This is a genomic window from Nocardia neocaledoniensis, from assembly GCF_003182135.1.
Taxonomy (GTDB): domain Bacteria; phylum Actinomycetota; class Actinomycetes; order Mycobacteriales; family Mycobacteriaceae; genus Nocardia; species Nocardia neocaledoniensis.
Genome location: NZ_QGTL01000002.1, coordinates 728690 through 742779, shown reverse-complemented (window position 1 = coordinate 742779; position 14090 = coordinate 728690). Strand labels below are relative to the sequence as shown.

At 69.5% G+C, this 14090-nt stretch carries 15 protein-coding genes; 4 read left to right on the top strand and 11 right to left on the bottom strand.

The features are described 5' to 3' along the window. The first annotated feature begins 65 nt into the window (after window positions 1-65). Entirely contained in the window at window positions 66-1208 is a 1143-nt protein-coding gene (locus DFR69_RS07785) for a cystathionine gamma-synthase (protein WP_110036718.1), read from the top strand. An 85-nt stretch (window positions 1209-1293) separates the two neighbouring features. On the opposite strand, the gene greA is transcribed toward DFR69_RS07785, so the two are convergent. Beyond that, a complete protein-coding gene (gene greA, locus DFR69_RS07780) occupies window positions 1294-1785 on the bottom strand; it encodes a transcription elongation factor GreA (RefSeq protein ID WP_110036717.1) in 492 nt (163 codons plus the stop codon). Window positions 1786-2022: 237 nt separating this feature from the next. Beyond that, window positions 2023-2481 carry a DUF4307 domain-containing protein gene (locus DFR69_RS07775; RefSeq protein ID WP_110036716.1) on the bottom strand — a complete coding sequence of 153 codons (459 nt, stop codon included), beginning with the start codon at window positions 2479-2481 and terminating at the stop codon, window positions 2023-2025. A 121-nt stretch (window positions 2482-2602) separates the two neighbouring features. On the opposite strand from DFR69_RS07775, the gene mca reads away from it, so the two are divergent. Continuing rightward, complete coding sequence (gene mca, locus DFR69_RS07770; RefSeq protein WP_110036715.1) at window positions 2603-3463, top strand: mycothiol conjugate amidase Mca; 861 nt, start codon at window positions 2603-2605, stop codon at window positions 3461-3463. After that, window positions 3463-3729, top strand: coding sequence for a hypothetical protein (locus tag DFR69_RS07765; protein WP_110036714.1), 267 nt, complete (start codon window positions 3463-3465; stop codon window positions 3727-3729). The genes mca and DFR69_RS07765 overlap by 1 nt, the downstream gene beginning before the upstream one ends. Here DFR69_RS07765 and DFR69_RS07760 read toward each other — a convergent pair. The 9 genes from DFR69_RS07760 to DFR69_RS07720 all read right to left on the bottom strand — a co-directional run bounded on the left by DFR69_RS07760 (window position 3726) and on the right by DFR69_RS07720 (window position 12860). Then, window positions 3726-3926 carry a hypothetical protein gene (locus DFR69_RS07760; RefSeq protein ID WP_110036713.1) on the bottom strand — a complete coding sequence of 67 codons (201 nt, stop codon included), beginning with the start codon at window positions 3924-3926 and terminating at the stop codon, window positions 3726-3728. The two genes, DFR69_RS07765 and DFR69_RS07760, sit on opposite strands and share 4 nt — an antisense overlap. A 74-nt stretch (window positions 3927-4000) precedes the next feature. Continuing rightward, the gene (locus DFR69_RS07755; RefSeq protein WP_110036712.1) at window positions 4001-4405 is read right to left on the bottom strand and encodes an NUDIX hydrolase; all 405 of its coding nucleotides are present in this window, start codon (window positions 4403-4405) and stop codon (window positions 4001-4003) included. A 77-nt stretch (window positions 4406-4482) separates the two neighbouring features. Next, entirely contained in the window at window positions 4483-5745 is a 1263-nt protein-coding gene (locus tag DFR69_RS07750; protein WP_110036711.1) for a haloacid dehalogenase-like hydrolase, read from the bottom strand. 1 nt (window position 5746) lies between these two features. After that, window positions 5747-6523 carry an ethanolamine ammonia-lyase subunit EutC gene (gene eutC / locus DFR69_RS07745; protein ID WP_244198163.1) on the bottom strand — a complete coding sequence of 259 codons (777 nt, stop codon included), beginning with the start codon at window positions 6521-6523 and terminating at the stop codon, window positions 5747-5749. A gap of 86 nt (window positions 6524-6609) precedes the next feature. After that, window positions 6610-8022, bottom strand: coding sequence for an ethanolamine ammonia-lyase subunit EutB (locus DFR69_RS07740; RefSeq protein ID WP_110036709.1), 1413 nt, complete (start codon window positions 8020-8022; stop codon window positions 6610-6612). A 33-nt stretch (window positions 8023-8055) separates the two neighbouring features. After that, the gene (gene eat, locus DFR69_RS07735) at window positions 8056-9483 is read right to left on the bottom strand and encodes an ethanolamine permease (RefSeq protein WP_110036708.1); all 1428 of its coding nucleotides are present in this window, start codon (window positions 9481-9483) and stop codon (window positions 8056-8058) included. Window positions 9484-9646: 163 nt separating this feature from the next. After that, on the bottom strand, window positions 9647-10042 hold the full coding sequence (locus DFR69_RS07730) for a DUF779 domain-containing protein (RefSeq protein WP_110036707.1): 396 nt from the start codon (window positions 10040-10042) through the stop codon (window positions 9647-9649). Then, window positions 10042-11559: an aldehyde dehydrogenase gene (gene adh, locus DFR69_RS07725; protein ID WP_110036706.1), complete on the bottom strand. Its 1518-nt coding sequence runs from the start codon at window positions 11557-11559 to the stop codon at window positions 10042-10044. Before adh ends, DFR69_RS07730 begins: the two co-directional genes overlap by 1 nt. An 86-nt stretch (window positions 11560-11645) precedes the next feature. After that, a complete protein-coding gene (locus DFR69_RS07720) occupies window positions 11646-12860 on the bottom strand; it encodes a transcriptional regulator (protein ID WP_110036705.1) in 1215 nt (404 codons plus the stop codon). A gap of 140 nt (window positions 12861-13000) precedes the next feature. On the opposite strand from DFR69_RS07720, the gene DFR69_RS07715 reads away from it, so the two are divergent. After that, window positions 13001-14008, top strand: coding sequence for an Lrp/AsnC family transcriptional regulator (locus tag DFR69_RS07715; protein WP_110036704.1), 1008 nt, complete (start codon window positions 13001-13003; stop codon window positions 14006-14008). Window positions 14009-14090: the final 82 nt, after the last annotated feature.

The following is a 14090-nucleotide window of genomic DNA, read 5'->3' as shown; positions in this document are numbered from 1 at the left end:
GGCACTTCGCGCACGGCCGATACCCCAGCATCGGGCCACGGAACGAGCCAACTAGTCTGAGGCCCATGAGTGAGCTGGGATTCTCGACCAGGGCCATCCACGCCGGATATGAACCCGATCCTCAGACGGGTGCGGTCAACGTCCCCATCTACGCGAGCTCCACCTTCGCCCAGGACGGCGTCGGCGGGATGCGCGGCGGTTACGAATACGCGCGCACCGGCAACCCGACCCGCACCGCGCTCGAAGCCAACCTCGCCGCCCTCGAATCGGGCGCCTACGGCCGGGCTTTCGCCTCCGGCATGGCCGCCACCGACTGCGCGCTGCGCGCGGTGCTGCGGCCCGGCGACCACATCGTCATCCCCGACGACGCCTACGGCGGCACCTTCCGCCTCATCGACAAGGTGTTCACCCAGTGGGGCATCGAGCACTCGCCCGCCCACATCGCCGACCTCGACGCGGTCCGCGCGGCCATCCGGCCCAACACCAAGCTCGTGTGGATCGAGACGCCGACCAACCCGCTGCTCAGCATCGGTGACATCCCGGCGCTGGCCGACATCGCGCACGAGGCCGACGCCAAGCTCGTCGTCGACAACACCTTCGCCACCCCGTACCTGCAGCAGCCGCTGCTGCTCGGGGCCGACATCGTCGTGCACTCGACCACCAAGTACCTGGGCGGTCACTCCGACGTCGTCGGTGGCGCGCTGATCACCAACAGTGAGGAACTCGACAAGGCGTTCGCGTTCCTGCAGAACGGCGCGGGCGCCGTGCCGGGCCCCTTCGACGCGTTCCTCACCCTGCGCGGCATCAAGACCCTGGCCGTGCGGATGGAGAAGCACTGCGACAACGCCGAGGTGATCGCCGAGTTCCTCACCAACCACCCGGCCATCTCGCAGGTCATCTACCCCGGCCTGCCCACCCACCCCGGCTACGAGATCGCGCAGAAGCAGATGCGCCGCAGCGGCGGGATGATCTCGGTGCGCCTGGCCGGTGGCCGCGAGGCGGCGCTGAAGTTCTGCTCGCGCACCGAGATCTTCACCCTGGCCGAGTCGCTGGGTGGTATCGAGTCGCTGATCGAGCACCCCGGCGCCATGACCCACGCCAGCACCGAGGGCTCGGAGCTGGAGGTACCCGCCGATCTGGTCCGGCTCTCGGTCGGCATCGAGGACATCAGCGATCTGCTCGCCGATGTCGAGCAGGCCCTGAGCTGACGGGCACTCACAGATGACGAAGCGGCCGCATCCGGGATTCGGATGCGGCCGCTCGCGTTCGGGTTCGGGTGGGCCGGGCTCTGGCTCAGCCGTGGTACGGCTCGGCGCTGACCAGCGTCACCTTCATGGTGTTGCCGTTGGGCAGCGTGTACTCGCGGGTCTCGCCCACCTTGGCGTCGATCAGCGCGCCGCCCAGCGGCGAGTTCGGCGAGTAGGTCTCGAGGTTGGTGGCGCCGAGGCCCTCTTCGCGGGTCGCGATGAGGAAGGTCTCGGTGTCGTCGGAGTCGCCGTCGTAGTACACGGTGACGACCGAGCCGGGCAGGGCAACGCCGGATTTGGTGGGGGCGACGCCGACCTTCGCGTTGTTCAGCAGTTCCTGCAGCTGGCGGATGCGCGCCTCCTGCTGGCCCTGCTCTTCGCGCGCGGCGTGGTAGCCGCCGTTCTCCTTGAGGTCGCCTTCTTCGCGGCGCTCGTTGATCTCGGCGGCAATGACCGGACGATTGGCAATGAGCGAGTCCAGCTCGCCCTTGAGCCTGTCGTGCGACTCCTGGGTAAGCCAGGTCACATTCTCGGTCATCTCGATCACTCCCTAGTAGTTGTTCCCGGCGCACCGGGATTCCCTGAAACCCGCGCGTTACCGACGAAGCGAAGGCATGCGCGGGCCCGACGGCTGGAGCGATCCTGGGGGTGAACCCGTAACCCGGAACAGCATCGCTGGCCGCCAATGCAGCAAACACGGCTCCGAGCCCCGGAACCGTGTATCAGGCCATTTTAGCATGTCTCATAAATATGCAGGTCAGGCTAGGCGAGGCCGCTATCCGAGGCGCAAATAGCCTGGAACATCCTCGGTACAGCCGTAGATGTCGCCCGCCGAGGCCCTGGACGAGGACTTGACCGTGGTGGTCACCTCGAGGCTGGGGTGTTCGGAGCCGGGCACCAGCACTTCGCGCCTGCCGACCTCGGCGGTGTCGCGGTCCATCGCCCGGACGATGCAGACCACGTCGCGCTGCGGGTCGTCGCGGGTGATCTTCATCCGCACGGTGAGGGTGGAGTCGTCGACGACCACGTAGCCGAGCTGCTCGGTCTCGATCGCCTTCGGGCCGTACTTCTGGAAACCGAGATAGGCCACGCCCAGGCCCGCGACCAGCACGCCGACGCCGAGCAGGGCCAGCAGCCATCCTCGACGCGCCGGTGGTTTCCTGCCGTAGCGGTCGGCGTGTCGGGCAGCGGCGGCGGCCGAGGCCGCGGCGGAGTCCGGTGCGGGCTCGGTCATCGGTTTCTCGCTCCCGGGGGTGGTCGGAACAAACAGGGGGTCGGATGGAACTATAGGGAACGTAGTTCTGACACCCGCGAGCGAGAGCGATGGTGAACGAGACGTGAGTGGCCTTCGCCTCATGGCGGTGCACGCACACCCCGACGACGAATCGAGCAAGGGCGCCGCGACCATGGCCAGGTACGCGGCCGAGGGCGTCGACGTCCTGGTCGTGACGTTGACCGGCGGCGAACGCGGCAGCATCCTGAACCCGGCCATGGACACCCCCGGTGTCCTCGACCGGATCGAGGAGGTCCGGCGCGAGGAGATGGCCGCCGCCGCGCACGCGCTCGGCGTGCGCCAGCACTGGCTCGGCTTCGTCGACTCGGGTCTGCCCGAGGGCGACCCGCTGCCCCCGCTGCCGGAGGGCTGCTTCGCGCTGGTTCCGCTGGAGGAGTCCACCGAGGCGCTGGTGAAGGTGGTGCGCGACTTCAAGCCGCACGTCATCACCACCTACGACGAGAACGGCGGCTACCCGCATCCGGACCACATCCGATGCCACGAGGTGTCGGTGGCGGCGTACGAGACGGCCGGTGACCCCACGAAGTTCCCCGAGGCGGGCGAACCGTGGACGCCGTCGAAGCTGTACTACGACCACGGCTTCAGCATGAAGCGCCTGGAGACCTTCGCCGAGGAGTACGAGCGCATCGGCGAGAAGTTCCCGCTGCAGGAGTGGCTGGACCGGATGCGCGAGTACCGGCGCGGCGACACCTGGAGCCGGGTGACCACGCAGATCGAGTGCTCGAAGTATTTCCCCCAGCGTGACGACGCCCTGCGCGCGCACGCGACTCAGATCGATCCGAACGGGGCGTTCTTCGCGATCCCGTTGGAGATGCAGCAGCGGCTCTGGCCGACCGAGGAGTTCGAATTGGCCAAGACGAGGGTGCGCACCGCCATCCCGGAGACCGACCTGTTCGCCGGCATCGAGGACGCCGACCGGTGATGTTGGTTCTCCTCGCGCAAAATCCCGGCACCCCCACCGGTCCCGAGTTCGGCAAGGCCTCGCCGCTCGGCCTGCTGGTGATCCTGATCCTGCTGGCGGGCACCGTGCTGCTGGTCCGCTCGATGAACAAGCACCTCAAGGGGCTGCCCGAGACCTTCGAACCCGAGCATCCCGAGCCGGATCAGAAGGCCGACGAGGGCACCGAACCCGGCGCCATCCCGGCCGAGAACGAGGGCTCCGACCCGCCGAAGCCCACGGCGACCTAGCGGGCCGCGGCCAGATCGGCGACGAGCTCGCCCACCAGATCGCGTGCGGCGGTGGCGTGTTCGGCCACCGACCGCGGCGCGCCCTGGGCGCTCAGTTCGATCATCGTGTTCATCAGGCCGAACAGCGCGACTAGTCGGCGCAGCGCGGCCTTGCGCTCGGCAACGGTCATCGGGGCGGTGGAGATCGGCACATTCACAGCTGTACCATCGGCCCCTCCCGTTCGTTTGTTTCTCCGTGCACCGAATCGTTACCTCGGCGAACGATCTCGGGCTACCAGTCGATGAGGTCCAGGGCGTGCAGCCGCTGGAAGACCATGAGGGAACCCGGCGCGACCTGCGGCATCGCCGCGTACTCGGCGCCGGTGAAGTAGCGGAATTCGGCGATCTCGCCGGTCGCGCGTGGTTCGCCGGTGAAGTCGGCGAGGAAACAGGTCATGTGCAGCGGGGTGTCCCTGCCGTGGCCGAACGCCTCGGCCTCGAAGATGCCCAGTTCGGCGACGCCGGACAGGCCGACGCCGAGTTCTTCCTCGATCTCACGATGTAGCGCCTGTAAGGGAGTCTCGCCCGGGTCGATCTTGCCGCCCGCCATGTAGAAGACGTCCTTGCCCTCCGGGCGCGTCTGGATGAGCCTGCGGTCGCGGACATGGGCGAGGGCGGCGGTGCGGATCATGGGCATCACTCTATGGAGCGATCGCCGCCTGCTCATCTCGAACCGCTGGTGGCCTGGGTCGCATCCGCACCGCACGCCGGGGATCACCCGAACACGAGGTCCTGCTGGTCCGGGACCACGCTGCCGTCGGGGCGGCGCAACGGCGCGCCGGTGCCGGCGGGTGTGATGAATCCCGCTGTCGCGCAGGGATACGGATCGGACCTGCGCGGCTTGGGGTCGAGGAACATCGGGTTCACCACCCATGTGCCGTCGCCGGAGCCGTAGGCGTTGCACATCAGTTCCGTCTTGTTGCGGTTGATGACCAGGCGCAGGCCGGTGGCGTCGCCGAGGAACACCACGTCGGTGTCGGAATCGCCCGCGGCGAAGGCGGCTCTGCGGTCGGCGGGCAGCTGCTGGAAGGCCGCGGCGCCCCGCACGCCGAAGACCTGCTCGTTGATCCGGCACCGCTTGCCGTCGATGTAGGTGATCACCTGGTCGGTCCCGGCATCACCGCAACCGGGCAGGTGCCCGGTGTACACGCCGTTGTCGCTCAGCTGGGGAACACCCATCACGCGGTCACCGGTGATGTCCAGTTCCTCGGCCCACACCCGGACCACCGGTTCGGCCGAGGCGGAGATGATGCGCACGTCGAATCCGTTGTCCCGCAACACCCGGACGAGGTCGGTCATCTGGGGGTAGTAGCGCACCCAGCCGTCCACCTTCGTGCTGCCGATGGTCTGCTCGGTCCCCTCGGCCGCGGCGAGGTTCTGCGCGCGGGCGGCGCGCGCGTACTCGGTGATCCGGGCCTCGGTGTGGCCGCGCATCAGCTGGACCACGAACGCGTACCCGGGTTCGGTGCGGCGGTGGTCGTATCCGGTGAAGGCGGCCTTGCCCGCCGTGGTCTTCCCGCTGTCGGCCACCGCGACCAGCTCGTCGGCACAGTCGGCGTCGGTCGAGGTGGGCAAGGGCGTATTCGGTTCGGCGGCGCCGCAGGCTGCGGCGAGCGCGTCGGCGGCCTCGCGGGTGAGATGCGCCCCGACCGTGGTCCAGTCCCGGCCCTGCGGCTGTAAGACCTTGTCGTTGGCCAGCATCCAGTAGAACGTGGCGACGCCGATGTCGTTCTTCACGATCGTGTTGTCCCAGTCGAACAGCGCCAGGGGTGCCGCGCCGGAGTCCGCGGCGCCGCAACGCCCGGTCTCTTCGATGAACCGTGCGAGGCGGTCCCTGTTGTCGCCGTACCAGACCTGGCTCGCGTCGAGGGTCGAACAGCTCTCGGATGCCGCGCCGGGTTCGCCGGTTCCGCAGGCGGTCGACGTCATCAGGGCAGCCGTCATCGCCACCGCCGCGAGGGCGGAGATCTTCTTCATGTCAGTGGTCCTGATTCTCCAGCGCCGCAGCGATGGTCGAGGTGTCGGCGGCGAGGCCGACGGCACGGGAGGTGTCCTTGAGGTCGACGCCGGAGCGGCCGAGCTTGCGCGCGCCTGCCACCAGTCCGGCGACCACGCGGGCGGCGTCGGTGTAGGTGAGGCCGTCGGGCGGGTGGATGTTGGAGATGCAGTTGCGTTCGGCGTCGGCGCGGCCGGGGCGGGGGTTGTGGGTGAGGTAGATGCCCAGGCTGTCGGCCACCGAGAGGCCGGGGCGTTCGCCGATGATCACCAGTACGGTCCGCACGCCCATCGTCGCGGCGATGTGGTCGCCCAGCGCGACGCGTGCCTGGGTGGCGATCACCGGCGGCGCCAGGGTGTACCGGTCGCCGAGTTCCTCGGCCAGTGCGGCGAGCAGGCCGGCGCCGTGATCGGTCAGGGCGCGGGGAGACAGTCCGTCGGCCAGCACGAATCCGATGTCGGCGCTGTGGTTCTCGACGCCGGACAGGTCTGCGGGCAGTCTGCCGAGATCGGGGCGGCGCAGATATTCCGAGCGGTCGGCGGCCTTGCTCGTCACCGTCACCGGGTCGCCGAGGCCCATACTCGCGATCTGTTCGGCGAAGATCTCGACCTCGAGCGGGACGTGCACCGCGTCGCGGGCGGCGGCGTGCGCGGCGCGCAGGGCGAGGACCTCGCTGGTCGGCAGCGCGTCACCGGTGCGGCCGAGCCCGATCCTGGCCTGGGTGTTGCGCCGTAGATCCCGCCAGAACTCCTGGGCCACCGCGTCTTCGGCACGTTCGTCGGGTGTCCGCTCGTTCACCGTGGCTCCGTTCCGGTCGTGGGATCGCACCAGGTGCAGCCCGGGCCTCATCGGTTCGCCGCCAGTGCGCGCAGGGGCGAGGACAGCGGCGGCACCTGGCGCACCCGGCCCTTCGCGTCGAGCATGCCGAGCCCGGACAGCCACGCCTCGAATTCCGGTGCGGGGCGCAGGTTCAGGACCTGGCGGGCGTAGAGCGCGTCGTGGAAGGCCAGGCTCTGGTAGCCGAGCATCACGTCGTCGGCGCCGGGCACCGCGATGACGAAGGCGCACCCGGCCGCACCGAGCAGGGTGAGCAGGGTGTCCATGTCGTCCTGGTCGGCTTCGGCGTGGTTGGTGTAGCACACGTCGACGCCCATCGGCAGGCCGAGCAGCTTGCCGCAGAAGTGGTCCTCGAGCCCGGCGCGGATGATCTGCTTGCCGTCGTAGAGGTATTCGGGCCCGATGAACCCGACCACGGTGTTCACCAGCAGCGGGCTCAGCTCGCGGGCGACCGCGTAGGCCCTGGTCTCCAGGGTCTGCTGATCCACCGGCCGATCACCCACGCCCAGATGGGCGTTCGCGCTCAGCGCCGATCCCTGACCGGTCTCGAGATACATCACGTTGTCGCCGACGGTGCCGCGCGCGAGCGAGCGCCCGGCCTCGTTGCCCTCGCGCAACAGCGAAAGGTTCACGCCGAAGCCGGAATTGGCACCCTCGGTGCCCGCCACCGACTGGAACACCAGGTCCACCGGCGCGCCCGCCTCGATCAGGCCGATGGTGGTGGTGACGTGCGAGAGCACACACGACTGGGTCGGGATGTCGAAGCGCAGACGCACCTCGTCGAGCAGGTGCAGCAGGTCGGCGGTGGCCTGGGGTGAATCGGTGGCCGGGTTGATGCCGATCACCGCGTCACCGCAGCCGAGCAGCAGCCCGTCGAGGGTCGCGGCGGCGATCCCGCGGGGATCGTCGGTCGGGTGGTTGGGCTGCAGGCGAGTGCTCAGCCGGCCGGGCAGGCCGATGGTGGTGCGGAAGCCCGCGGTCACCACGGTCGCCTTGGCCACGGCGATGAGGTCCTGGTTGCGCATGATCTTGCTGACCGCGGCCACCATCTCCGGGGTGAGTCCCGGGGAGACGGCGGCCAGGGTGGCCGCCGCCTCGTCGGTGGCGGCCACCGCGAGCAGCCAGTCGCGCAGCCCGCCGACGGTGAGGTGCGCGATCGGCCCGAACGCGGTCCGGTCGTGGCTGTCGATGATCAGCCGGGTGACCTCGTCGGTCTCGTAGGGCACGACCACCTCGTCGAGAAAGGTGGTCAGCGGGACGTCGGCCAGCGCCCACTGCGCGGCCGCCCGCTCGGCATCGGTCGCCGCCGCGCACCCGGCCAGCTGGTCGCCGCTGCGCTCGGGGGTGGCCTTGGCCAGCAGATCGACCAGGCCGTCGAACAGGTAGGTCGTGACGCCGACAGAACTGCGGTACACGGTCATCGGGTGCCGCCTCCTTTCGCGAGGTCGTCGGGGTTACTCGAGTTCTTGTTCGGCCTTCGCCAGCGCGGCGAATTCCTCGTCGGGCGACTTGGCGACCAGGTGATGGCGACTGTAGAGGCCGAAGTAGGCCATGAAGGCGCAGAACACACCGAGGGTGAACAGCGCGGCCTTCGGGTCGACCAGGAAGGTCGCCGCCACCGACGCGGCCGCGATGACCAGTGCGAACGCCGTGGTCGCGATGCCGCCGGGGGTGCGGTAGGGGCGCGGCATGTTCGGCTCGCGGACCCGGAGCACGATGTGGCTCACCATCATCAGCACATAGCTCACGGCGGCGCCGAACACGGCCATGTTCAGCAGCATGGCGCCCTCGCCGGTGAGCGAGAGGGCGAAGCCGACGAGGCCGGGCACGATCAGCGCGAGCACGGGCGCCTTGCGCGAGTTGGTCACCGAGAGGCTGGTCGGCAGGTAGCCGGCGCGCGAGAGGGCGAAGGTCTGCCGGGAGTAGGCGTAGACGATGGAGAAGAAGCTGGCGACCAGACCAGCCAGGCCGATGTAGTTGACCACCTTGGCCGCCGGGCTGTCGCCGAGCGCCTCGACCAGCGGGTTGCCCGAGGCCGACGCGTCCTGGGCGCCGAGCGCGCCGGTGACCAGGAACAGCACCACCGCGCCGGTGACCACCAGCAGCAGCATGGCGACGATGATGCCCTTGGGCACGTTCTTCTCCGGCTCGGTGGCTTCCTCGGCGGCCAGCGGCACACCCTCGACGGCCAGGAAGAACCAGATGGCGAACGGGATCGCGGCCCAGATGCCCATGTAGCCGAACGGCAGGAACGACGATGCGCCGGTGGCGTCCGGATCCGGCGCGATGTTGGTCAGGTTGGCGACATCGAACTTGCCGAGCGCGGCCACGGCGAAGATCGCCAGACCCACCAGCGCGATCGCGGTGATCACGAACATCGCCTTGAGCGCCTCACCGGCGCCGCCGAGATGGATGCCGATGAACAGCGCGTACACCGCCAGATACACCCACCACCCGTCGGTGATCCCGAACAGGTTCAGCGACTCCACGTAGGCGCCGATGAAGGTGGCGATGGCGGCGGGGGCGATCGCGTATTCGATGAGAACCGCTGTGCCGGTGGCGAATCCGCCCCACGGGCCGAGCGCGCGCCGGGCGAAGGTGTAGCCGCCGCCCGCGGCGGGCAGCGCCGAGGACAGTTCGGCCATGCCCAGCACCATGGCCAGGTACATGCCGGCGATGACGACCGCGGCGATCAGCAGACCGCCGAATCCGCCTTCGGCGAGGCCGAAATTCCAGCCGGAGTAGTCACCGGAGATCACGTAGCTCACGCCGAGGCCGGCCAGCAGGACCCAGCCCGCCGAGCCGGAGCGCAGGGTGCGTTTGGCGAGATAATCGTCGGCGGGGGTGTCCGCGCCGGCGGCGGGGATCGCGTCGGTACTCACAGGGGTAGCTCCTCATCAACAAACAAGCGCGTAGCGACGGCAACGGTGATCGTCGAGGGTTGAAGAATGGTTGACGACTGTTACGGCCGTGGATCCCGCAGGTCAGCGGCGCGTATCGAGCGCCGCCGACCTGCGGGAACAGTGTGATAGTGGGTGTTTCACATCACTGGGGAACGGTGTCACCGGTGGGTGGCGGGGGCTGGGATTCCAGCGCGGCCACCTCCTCGTCGGTGAGCAGGCGGGAGCGGATCAGGAACCGCACGCCTTCGGGGGCTTCCAGCGAGAAGCCGCTGCCCCGGCCGGGCACCACGTCGACGGTGAGATGGGTGTGCTTCCAGTATTCGAACTGGTCGGCACTCATCCAGAACGGGGTGTCGTCGGGCAGATGTCCGAGCAGCACGTCCGAGCGGCCCACGCGGAATTCACCGCGTGGGTAGCACATGGGGGAGCTGCCGTCGCAGCAGCCGCCGGACTGGTGGAACATGACCGGGCCGTGTCGCCCGGTCAGGTCCCGCAGCAGCGTCGCCGCCTGTTCGGTGAGGTCGACGCGCTGCCCCATCAGAAGAAGCCGAGCTTCTGCGGCGAGTAGCTGACCAGCAGGTTCTTGGTCTGCTGGTAGTGCTCGAGCATCATCTTGTGGTTCTCGCGGCCGATGCCGGACTTCTTGTACCCGCCGAAGGCCGCGTGTGCCGGGTAGGCGTGGTAGCAGTTGGTCCACACCCGGCCCGCCTTGATGCCGCGACCCAGGCGGTAGGCGGTGTTCATGTCGCGGGTCCACACGCCGGCGCCGAGGCCGTAGAGGGTGTCGTTGGCGATTTTCAGCGCCTCGTCGGTGGAGTCGAAGGTGGTCACCGCGACGACCGGGCCGAAGATCTCCTCCTGGAACACGCGCATGTCGTTGCTGCCCTTGAAGATCGTCGGCTCGATGTAGAAGCCGTCGCCCAGGCCCTCGACATTGCGGACCGCGCCGCCGGTGAGCACCTCGGCACCTTCCTTCTTGCCGATGTCGATGTAGGACAGGATCTTCTCGAACTGGTCGTTGCTGGCCTGCGCGCCGATCATGGTGGCCTCGTCGAGCGGGTTGCCGCTCACGATCGCCTTGGTGCGCTCCACACAGCGGGCCATGAACTCGTCGTAGATCGACGACGCGATCAGCGCGCGCGACGGACAGGTGCACACCTCGCCCTGGTTCAGCGCGAACATCACGAAGCCCTCGATCGCCTTGTCGAGGAAGTCGTCGTCGGCGGCCATCACATCGGGCAGGAAGATGTTGGGGCTCTTGCCGCCCAGCTCCAGCGTCACCGGGATGATGTTCTCGCTGGCGTACTGCATGATCAGGCGGCCGGTGGTGGTCTCGCCGGTGAAGGCGACCTTGGCCACCCGCGGGCTCGACGCCAGCGGCTTGCCCGCCTCCACGCCGAAACCGTTGACCACGTTGAGGACTCCCGGCGGCAGCAGATCCGCGACGAGCTCGACGACCTTCATGATCGAGGCCGGGGTCTGCTCGGCGGGCTTGAGTACCACCGCGTTGCCGGCGGCCAGCGCGGGCGCGAGCTTCCAGGTGGCCATCAGGATGGGGAAGTTCCACGGAATGATCTGGGCGACGACGCCGAGCGGCTCGTGGAAGTGGTAGGCGATGGTGTCGTTGTCGACCTCGCTGATGCCGCCCTCCTGGGCGCGCAGCACGCCGGCGAAGTAGCGGAAGTGGTCGACTGCCAGCGGCAGGTCGGCGGCCAGGGTCTCGCGGACCGGCTTGCCGTTGTCCCAGGTCTCGGCGACGGCGAGGGCCTCGAGGTTGGCCTCGATCCGGTCGGCGATCTTGTTCAGGATGTTGGCGCGCTCGGCCGCCGAGGTGGCGCCCCAGGCGTCGGCGGCGCGGTGGGCGGCGTCGAGCGCCAGTTCCACGTCGGCGGCGGTCGATCGCGCGATCTCGCAGAAGGGCTGTCCGTCGACCGGGGAGGTGTTCTCGAAGTACCGGCCCTCGACCGGCGGAACCCACTTCCCGTCGATGAAGTTGTCGTACCGCTTGGCGTAGCTGACGATGCTGCCCTCGGTGCCCGGCTTGGCGTAGATCATGTGCGGAGGCTCCTCGCTGATTCCGGTGAAGCGTGACGCCCATCACTATCCGCCGCGAGGGTTGATGAAACGTTGAAGCCGACCGATCAGGCGCGAAGTGCGCTGTGCAGGCGGGCGGCGGCGACCGCGCGCCGCGTGTCGCGCGGGGGCAGCAGCGCCATGGCGTGCTCGTGGACGGCGATGTCGTCGGGGGCGGCCTCGCCGTAGGTGAGCGCGTGCTCGGCGTCGGGGCTGGCCAGGACCGCGTTGCGCAGGGCGACGGCGAGGTAGTCGCGCCATTCGCTGATGCCGGGCGTGTCCGAATCCGGAAGCAGCGGACCGTGATACAGCCGCACGGCGGTGTCGACGTCGCCGGATTCCAGGGCGCGCAGCACGTCGACGGCGTCGCAGGACAGGGCGGTGGTGAACCGGTAGACGCGGCTGGTGATGTCGCCGCCGGTGGCCCGGCGCAGGTACGACATCTCCGATTTGAGGGTGCTCGCGCCGACCGCGCGGTCGCCGTAGACGGCGTAGTGCAGGCGCTCGTGGCTGTAGCCGTCGTCGTCGAGGGCGAGCAGGGTGAGGATCTCGAGCTGGCGGGGACGCAGCCGGATGGGAGTGCCGTCGCGCGTCAACCGGCCGGTGCCCAGGCAGGTCAGCCGCATGCCCGCCGGTGCGGGCGCGGCCGCGTGCAGCTTGGCCTCGATCGCGCTGGTCATGGTCCGCACGGTGGCCATGGCCAACGGGTGGGAGCGCTTCCAGGTGGTCGAGAGGTCGAGCACGCCGAGCAGGGTCCCGTCGGCCGCGCGGATCGGCGCGCAGTAACAGACCCAGCCGTGCAGCGCGGCGACCAGATGTTCGGCGGAGAACACGGTGTGCGGTTGATCGGTGCGCAGGGCCAGCGAGAGCGCGTTGGTCCCCATGTGCGCCTCGTCCCACCGCCCACCCGGCGCGAAGTTCACCTGCTCGGCCCTGCGCCGCATGACCGGGCCGCCGTAGGTCCACAGGATCGTGCCGGAGGCGTCGGTCACCGCGGCGACATACCCCGCGTCGTCGGCGACGCTGTGCAGTTGATCCTTCAACTCCGTGACGGGCCCACGCAGCGGCGACTCCGCCCAGCGCGGACCGATGTCGCCGGCCTCGCTCTCCGGCGCGTGGTCGCGCGCCGGATCCACCGTCCGCAACGACCGCAACCACGACTGCGCCACCTCGGTCCGCACCGACGAACTCCGCCCGAGTGCCGACTGCCCCGCGGGCACCCACTGCGCCCACTCCCGCTCCAGCGCGGCGCGCTGCGCGGAGAGCGTCAGCTGCGGTGCCATGGCGGTCCTGTTCGGTAGCGATCCGGGGATTTCACCCCTAATAATGCCCCACCGGCGCGCCCGCAACGGAGGTTTCGCCAGGCGGTGGCATCGCGATAGACGGCCGCGGTCTACGTTGGCCGGATGAGAGGGATCCGCGTATGAGCGTCGACGAACTCGACCTGGCGCTGATCACCGCACTGCAGGTCGCGCCGCGCGCGTCGTGGACCAGGCTGGCGGGCCCGCTCGGTGTCGACGCGTCGACGCTGTCCCGGCGATGGTCGGCGCTGCGGGAGAGCGGGACGGCGTGGCTCACCTGCTATCCGGGGTCGGGCTTCGCCGCGGTCGGAGTGCTGGCGTTCGTCCAGGTCGACTGTGCGCCGAGCGACCTCGCCGCGGTCGCCGCGGCCTTCGCCGAACTGCCCGCGGTGTTCAGCGTCGAGCTGGTCACGGGCACGCACCCACTGCTGCTCACCGTCGGCGCCGCGTCAGGGGCGCTGTTCACCGAGCAACTGCTGGCCTTCGGTCGCGTTCCCGGGGTGCGCGTGCTGCGGACGCACCCGGTGCGGCGATTGCATCGCGAGGGCAGCAGGTGGCGATTCGACGCGCTCGCGCCGGGACAGCAGCGCGAACTGGCCGTGGCCACGGTGCCGGGAGACGATGAGCCCGCGCCCCTGTCCGCGCGGGAACGCGCGCTCATCCTGGCCCTCGGCGCCGACGGCCGGCGCACCGTCGCTGCGCTGGCCGCAGACCTGGATCGCCCGGAGGCCACGGTGCGCAGGCTGCTCGGCAAGGTGCTCGACGGCGGCAGAGCAGTGCTGCGCTGCGAGGCCGCGTTGCCGGTGACCGGTTGGCGCACCACGGCCACACTCTGGCTGAACATGCCCGCCGCCGAACGTGTTCCGGTGATGGAGGCGATCGAGGGGCTGCGCGACACCCGGCTGTGCGCGGCCACCGTCACCGATGCCGACGCGATCGCGGTGACGTGCTGCCGAGGACTCGACGACCTGGCCGAATACGAGGCGCGGCTCGGCGCGGTCGCGCCAGGGCTGCGGGTGCTCGACCGCGCGGTGACGCTGCGCTGGGTGAAGCGGATGGGCAGGCTGCTCGGCGAGGACGGTCGCGCCACCGGGTACGTGCCGATGGATGTGTGGGCGGCGCCTACCTGACGGATTCGTGCACGAGGGCTCCGAATGCGCCGGAAACCCGCGTTTGCGCGGCGTGACACCAGGCCGCGAGTACGACAGAGCC

What these genes read in the sequence shown, in the direction of transcription:
- greA (WP_110036717.1), bottom strand. Translation starts at nt 1,785, where the DNA reads ATGACCGAGAATGTGACCTGGCTTACCCAGGAGTCGCACGACAGGCTC.
- DFR69_RS07785 (WP_110036718.1), top strand. Translation starts at nt 66, where the DNA reads ATGAGTGAGCTGGGATTCTCGACCAGGGCCATCCACGCCGGATATGAA.
- DFR69_RS07755 (WP_110036712.1), bottom strand. Translation starts at nt 4,405, where the DNA reads ATGCCCATGATCCGCACCGCCGCCCTCGCCCATGTCCGCGACCGCAGG.
- mca (WP_110036715.1), top strand. Translation starts at nt 2,603, where the DNA reads ATGGCGGTGCACGCACACCCCGACGACGAATCGAGCAAGGGCGCCGCG.
- DFR69_RS07775 (WP_110036716.1), bottom strand. Translation starts at nt 2,481, where the DNA reads ATGACCGAGCCCGCACCGGACTCCGCCGCGGCCTCGGCCGCCGCCGCT.
- adh (WP_110036706.1), bottom strand. Translation starts at nt 11,559, where the DNA reads ATGATCTACGCCAAGCCGGGCACCGAGGGCAGCATCGTCAGCTACGCC.
- DFR69_RS07720 (WP_110036705.1), bottom strand. Translation starts at nt 12,860, where the DNA reads ATGGCACCGCAGCTGACGCTCTCCGCGCAGCGCGCCGCGCTGGAGCGG.
- DFR69_RS07730 (WP_110036707.1), bottom strand. Translation starts at nt 10,042, where the DNA reads ATGGGGCAGCGCGTCGACCTCACCGAACAGGCGGCGACGCTGCTGCGG.
- DFR69_RS07740 (WP_110036709.1), bottom strand. Translation starts at nt 8,022, where the DNA reads ATGACCGTGTACCGCAGTTCTGTCGGCGTCACGACCTACCTGTTCGAC.
- DFR69_RS07750 (WP_110036711.1), bottom strand. Translation starts at nt 5,745, where the DNA reads ATGAAGAAGATCTCCGCCCTCGCGGCGGTGGCGATGACGGCTGCCCTG.
- DFR69_RS07715 (WP_110036704.1), top strand. Translation starts at nt 13,001, where the DNA reads ATGAGCGTCGACGAACTCGACCTGGCGCTGATCACCGCACTGCAGGTC.
- DFR69_RS07765 (WP_110036714.1), top strand. Translation starts at nt 3,463, where the DNA reads ATGTTGGTTCTCCTCGCGCAAAATCCCGGCACCCCCACCGGTCCCGAG.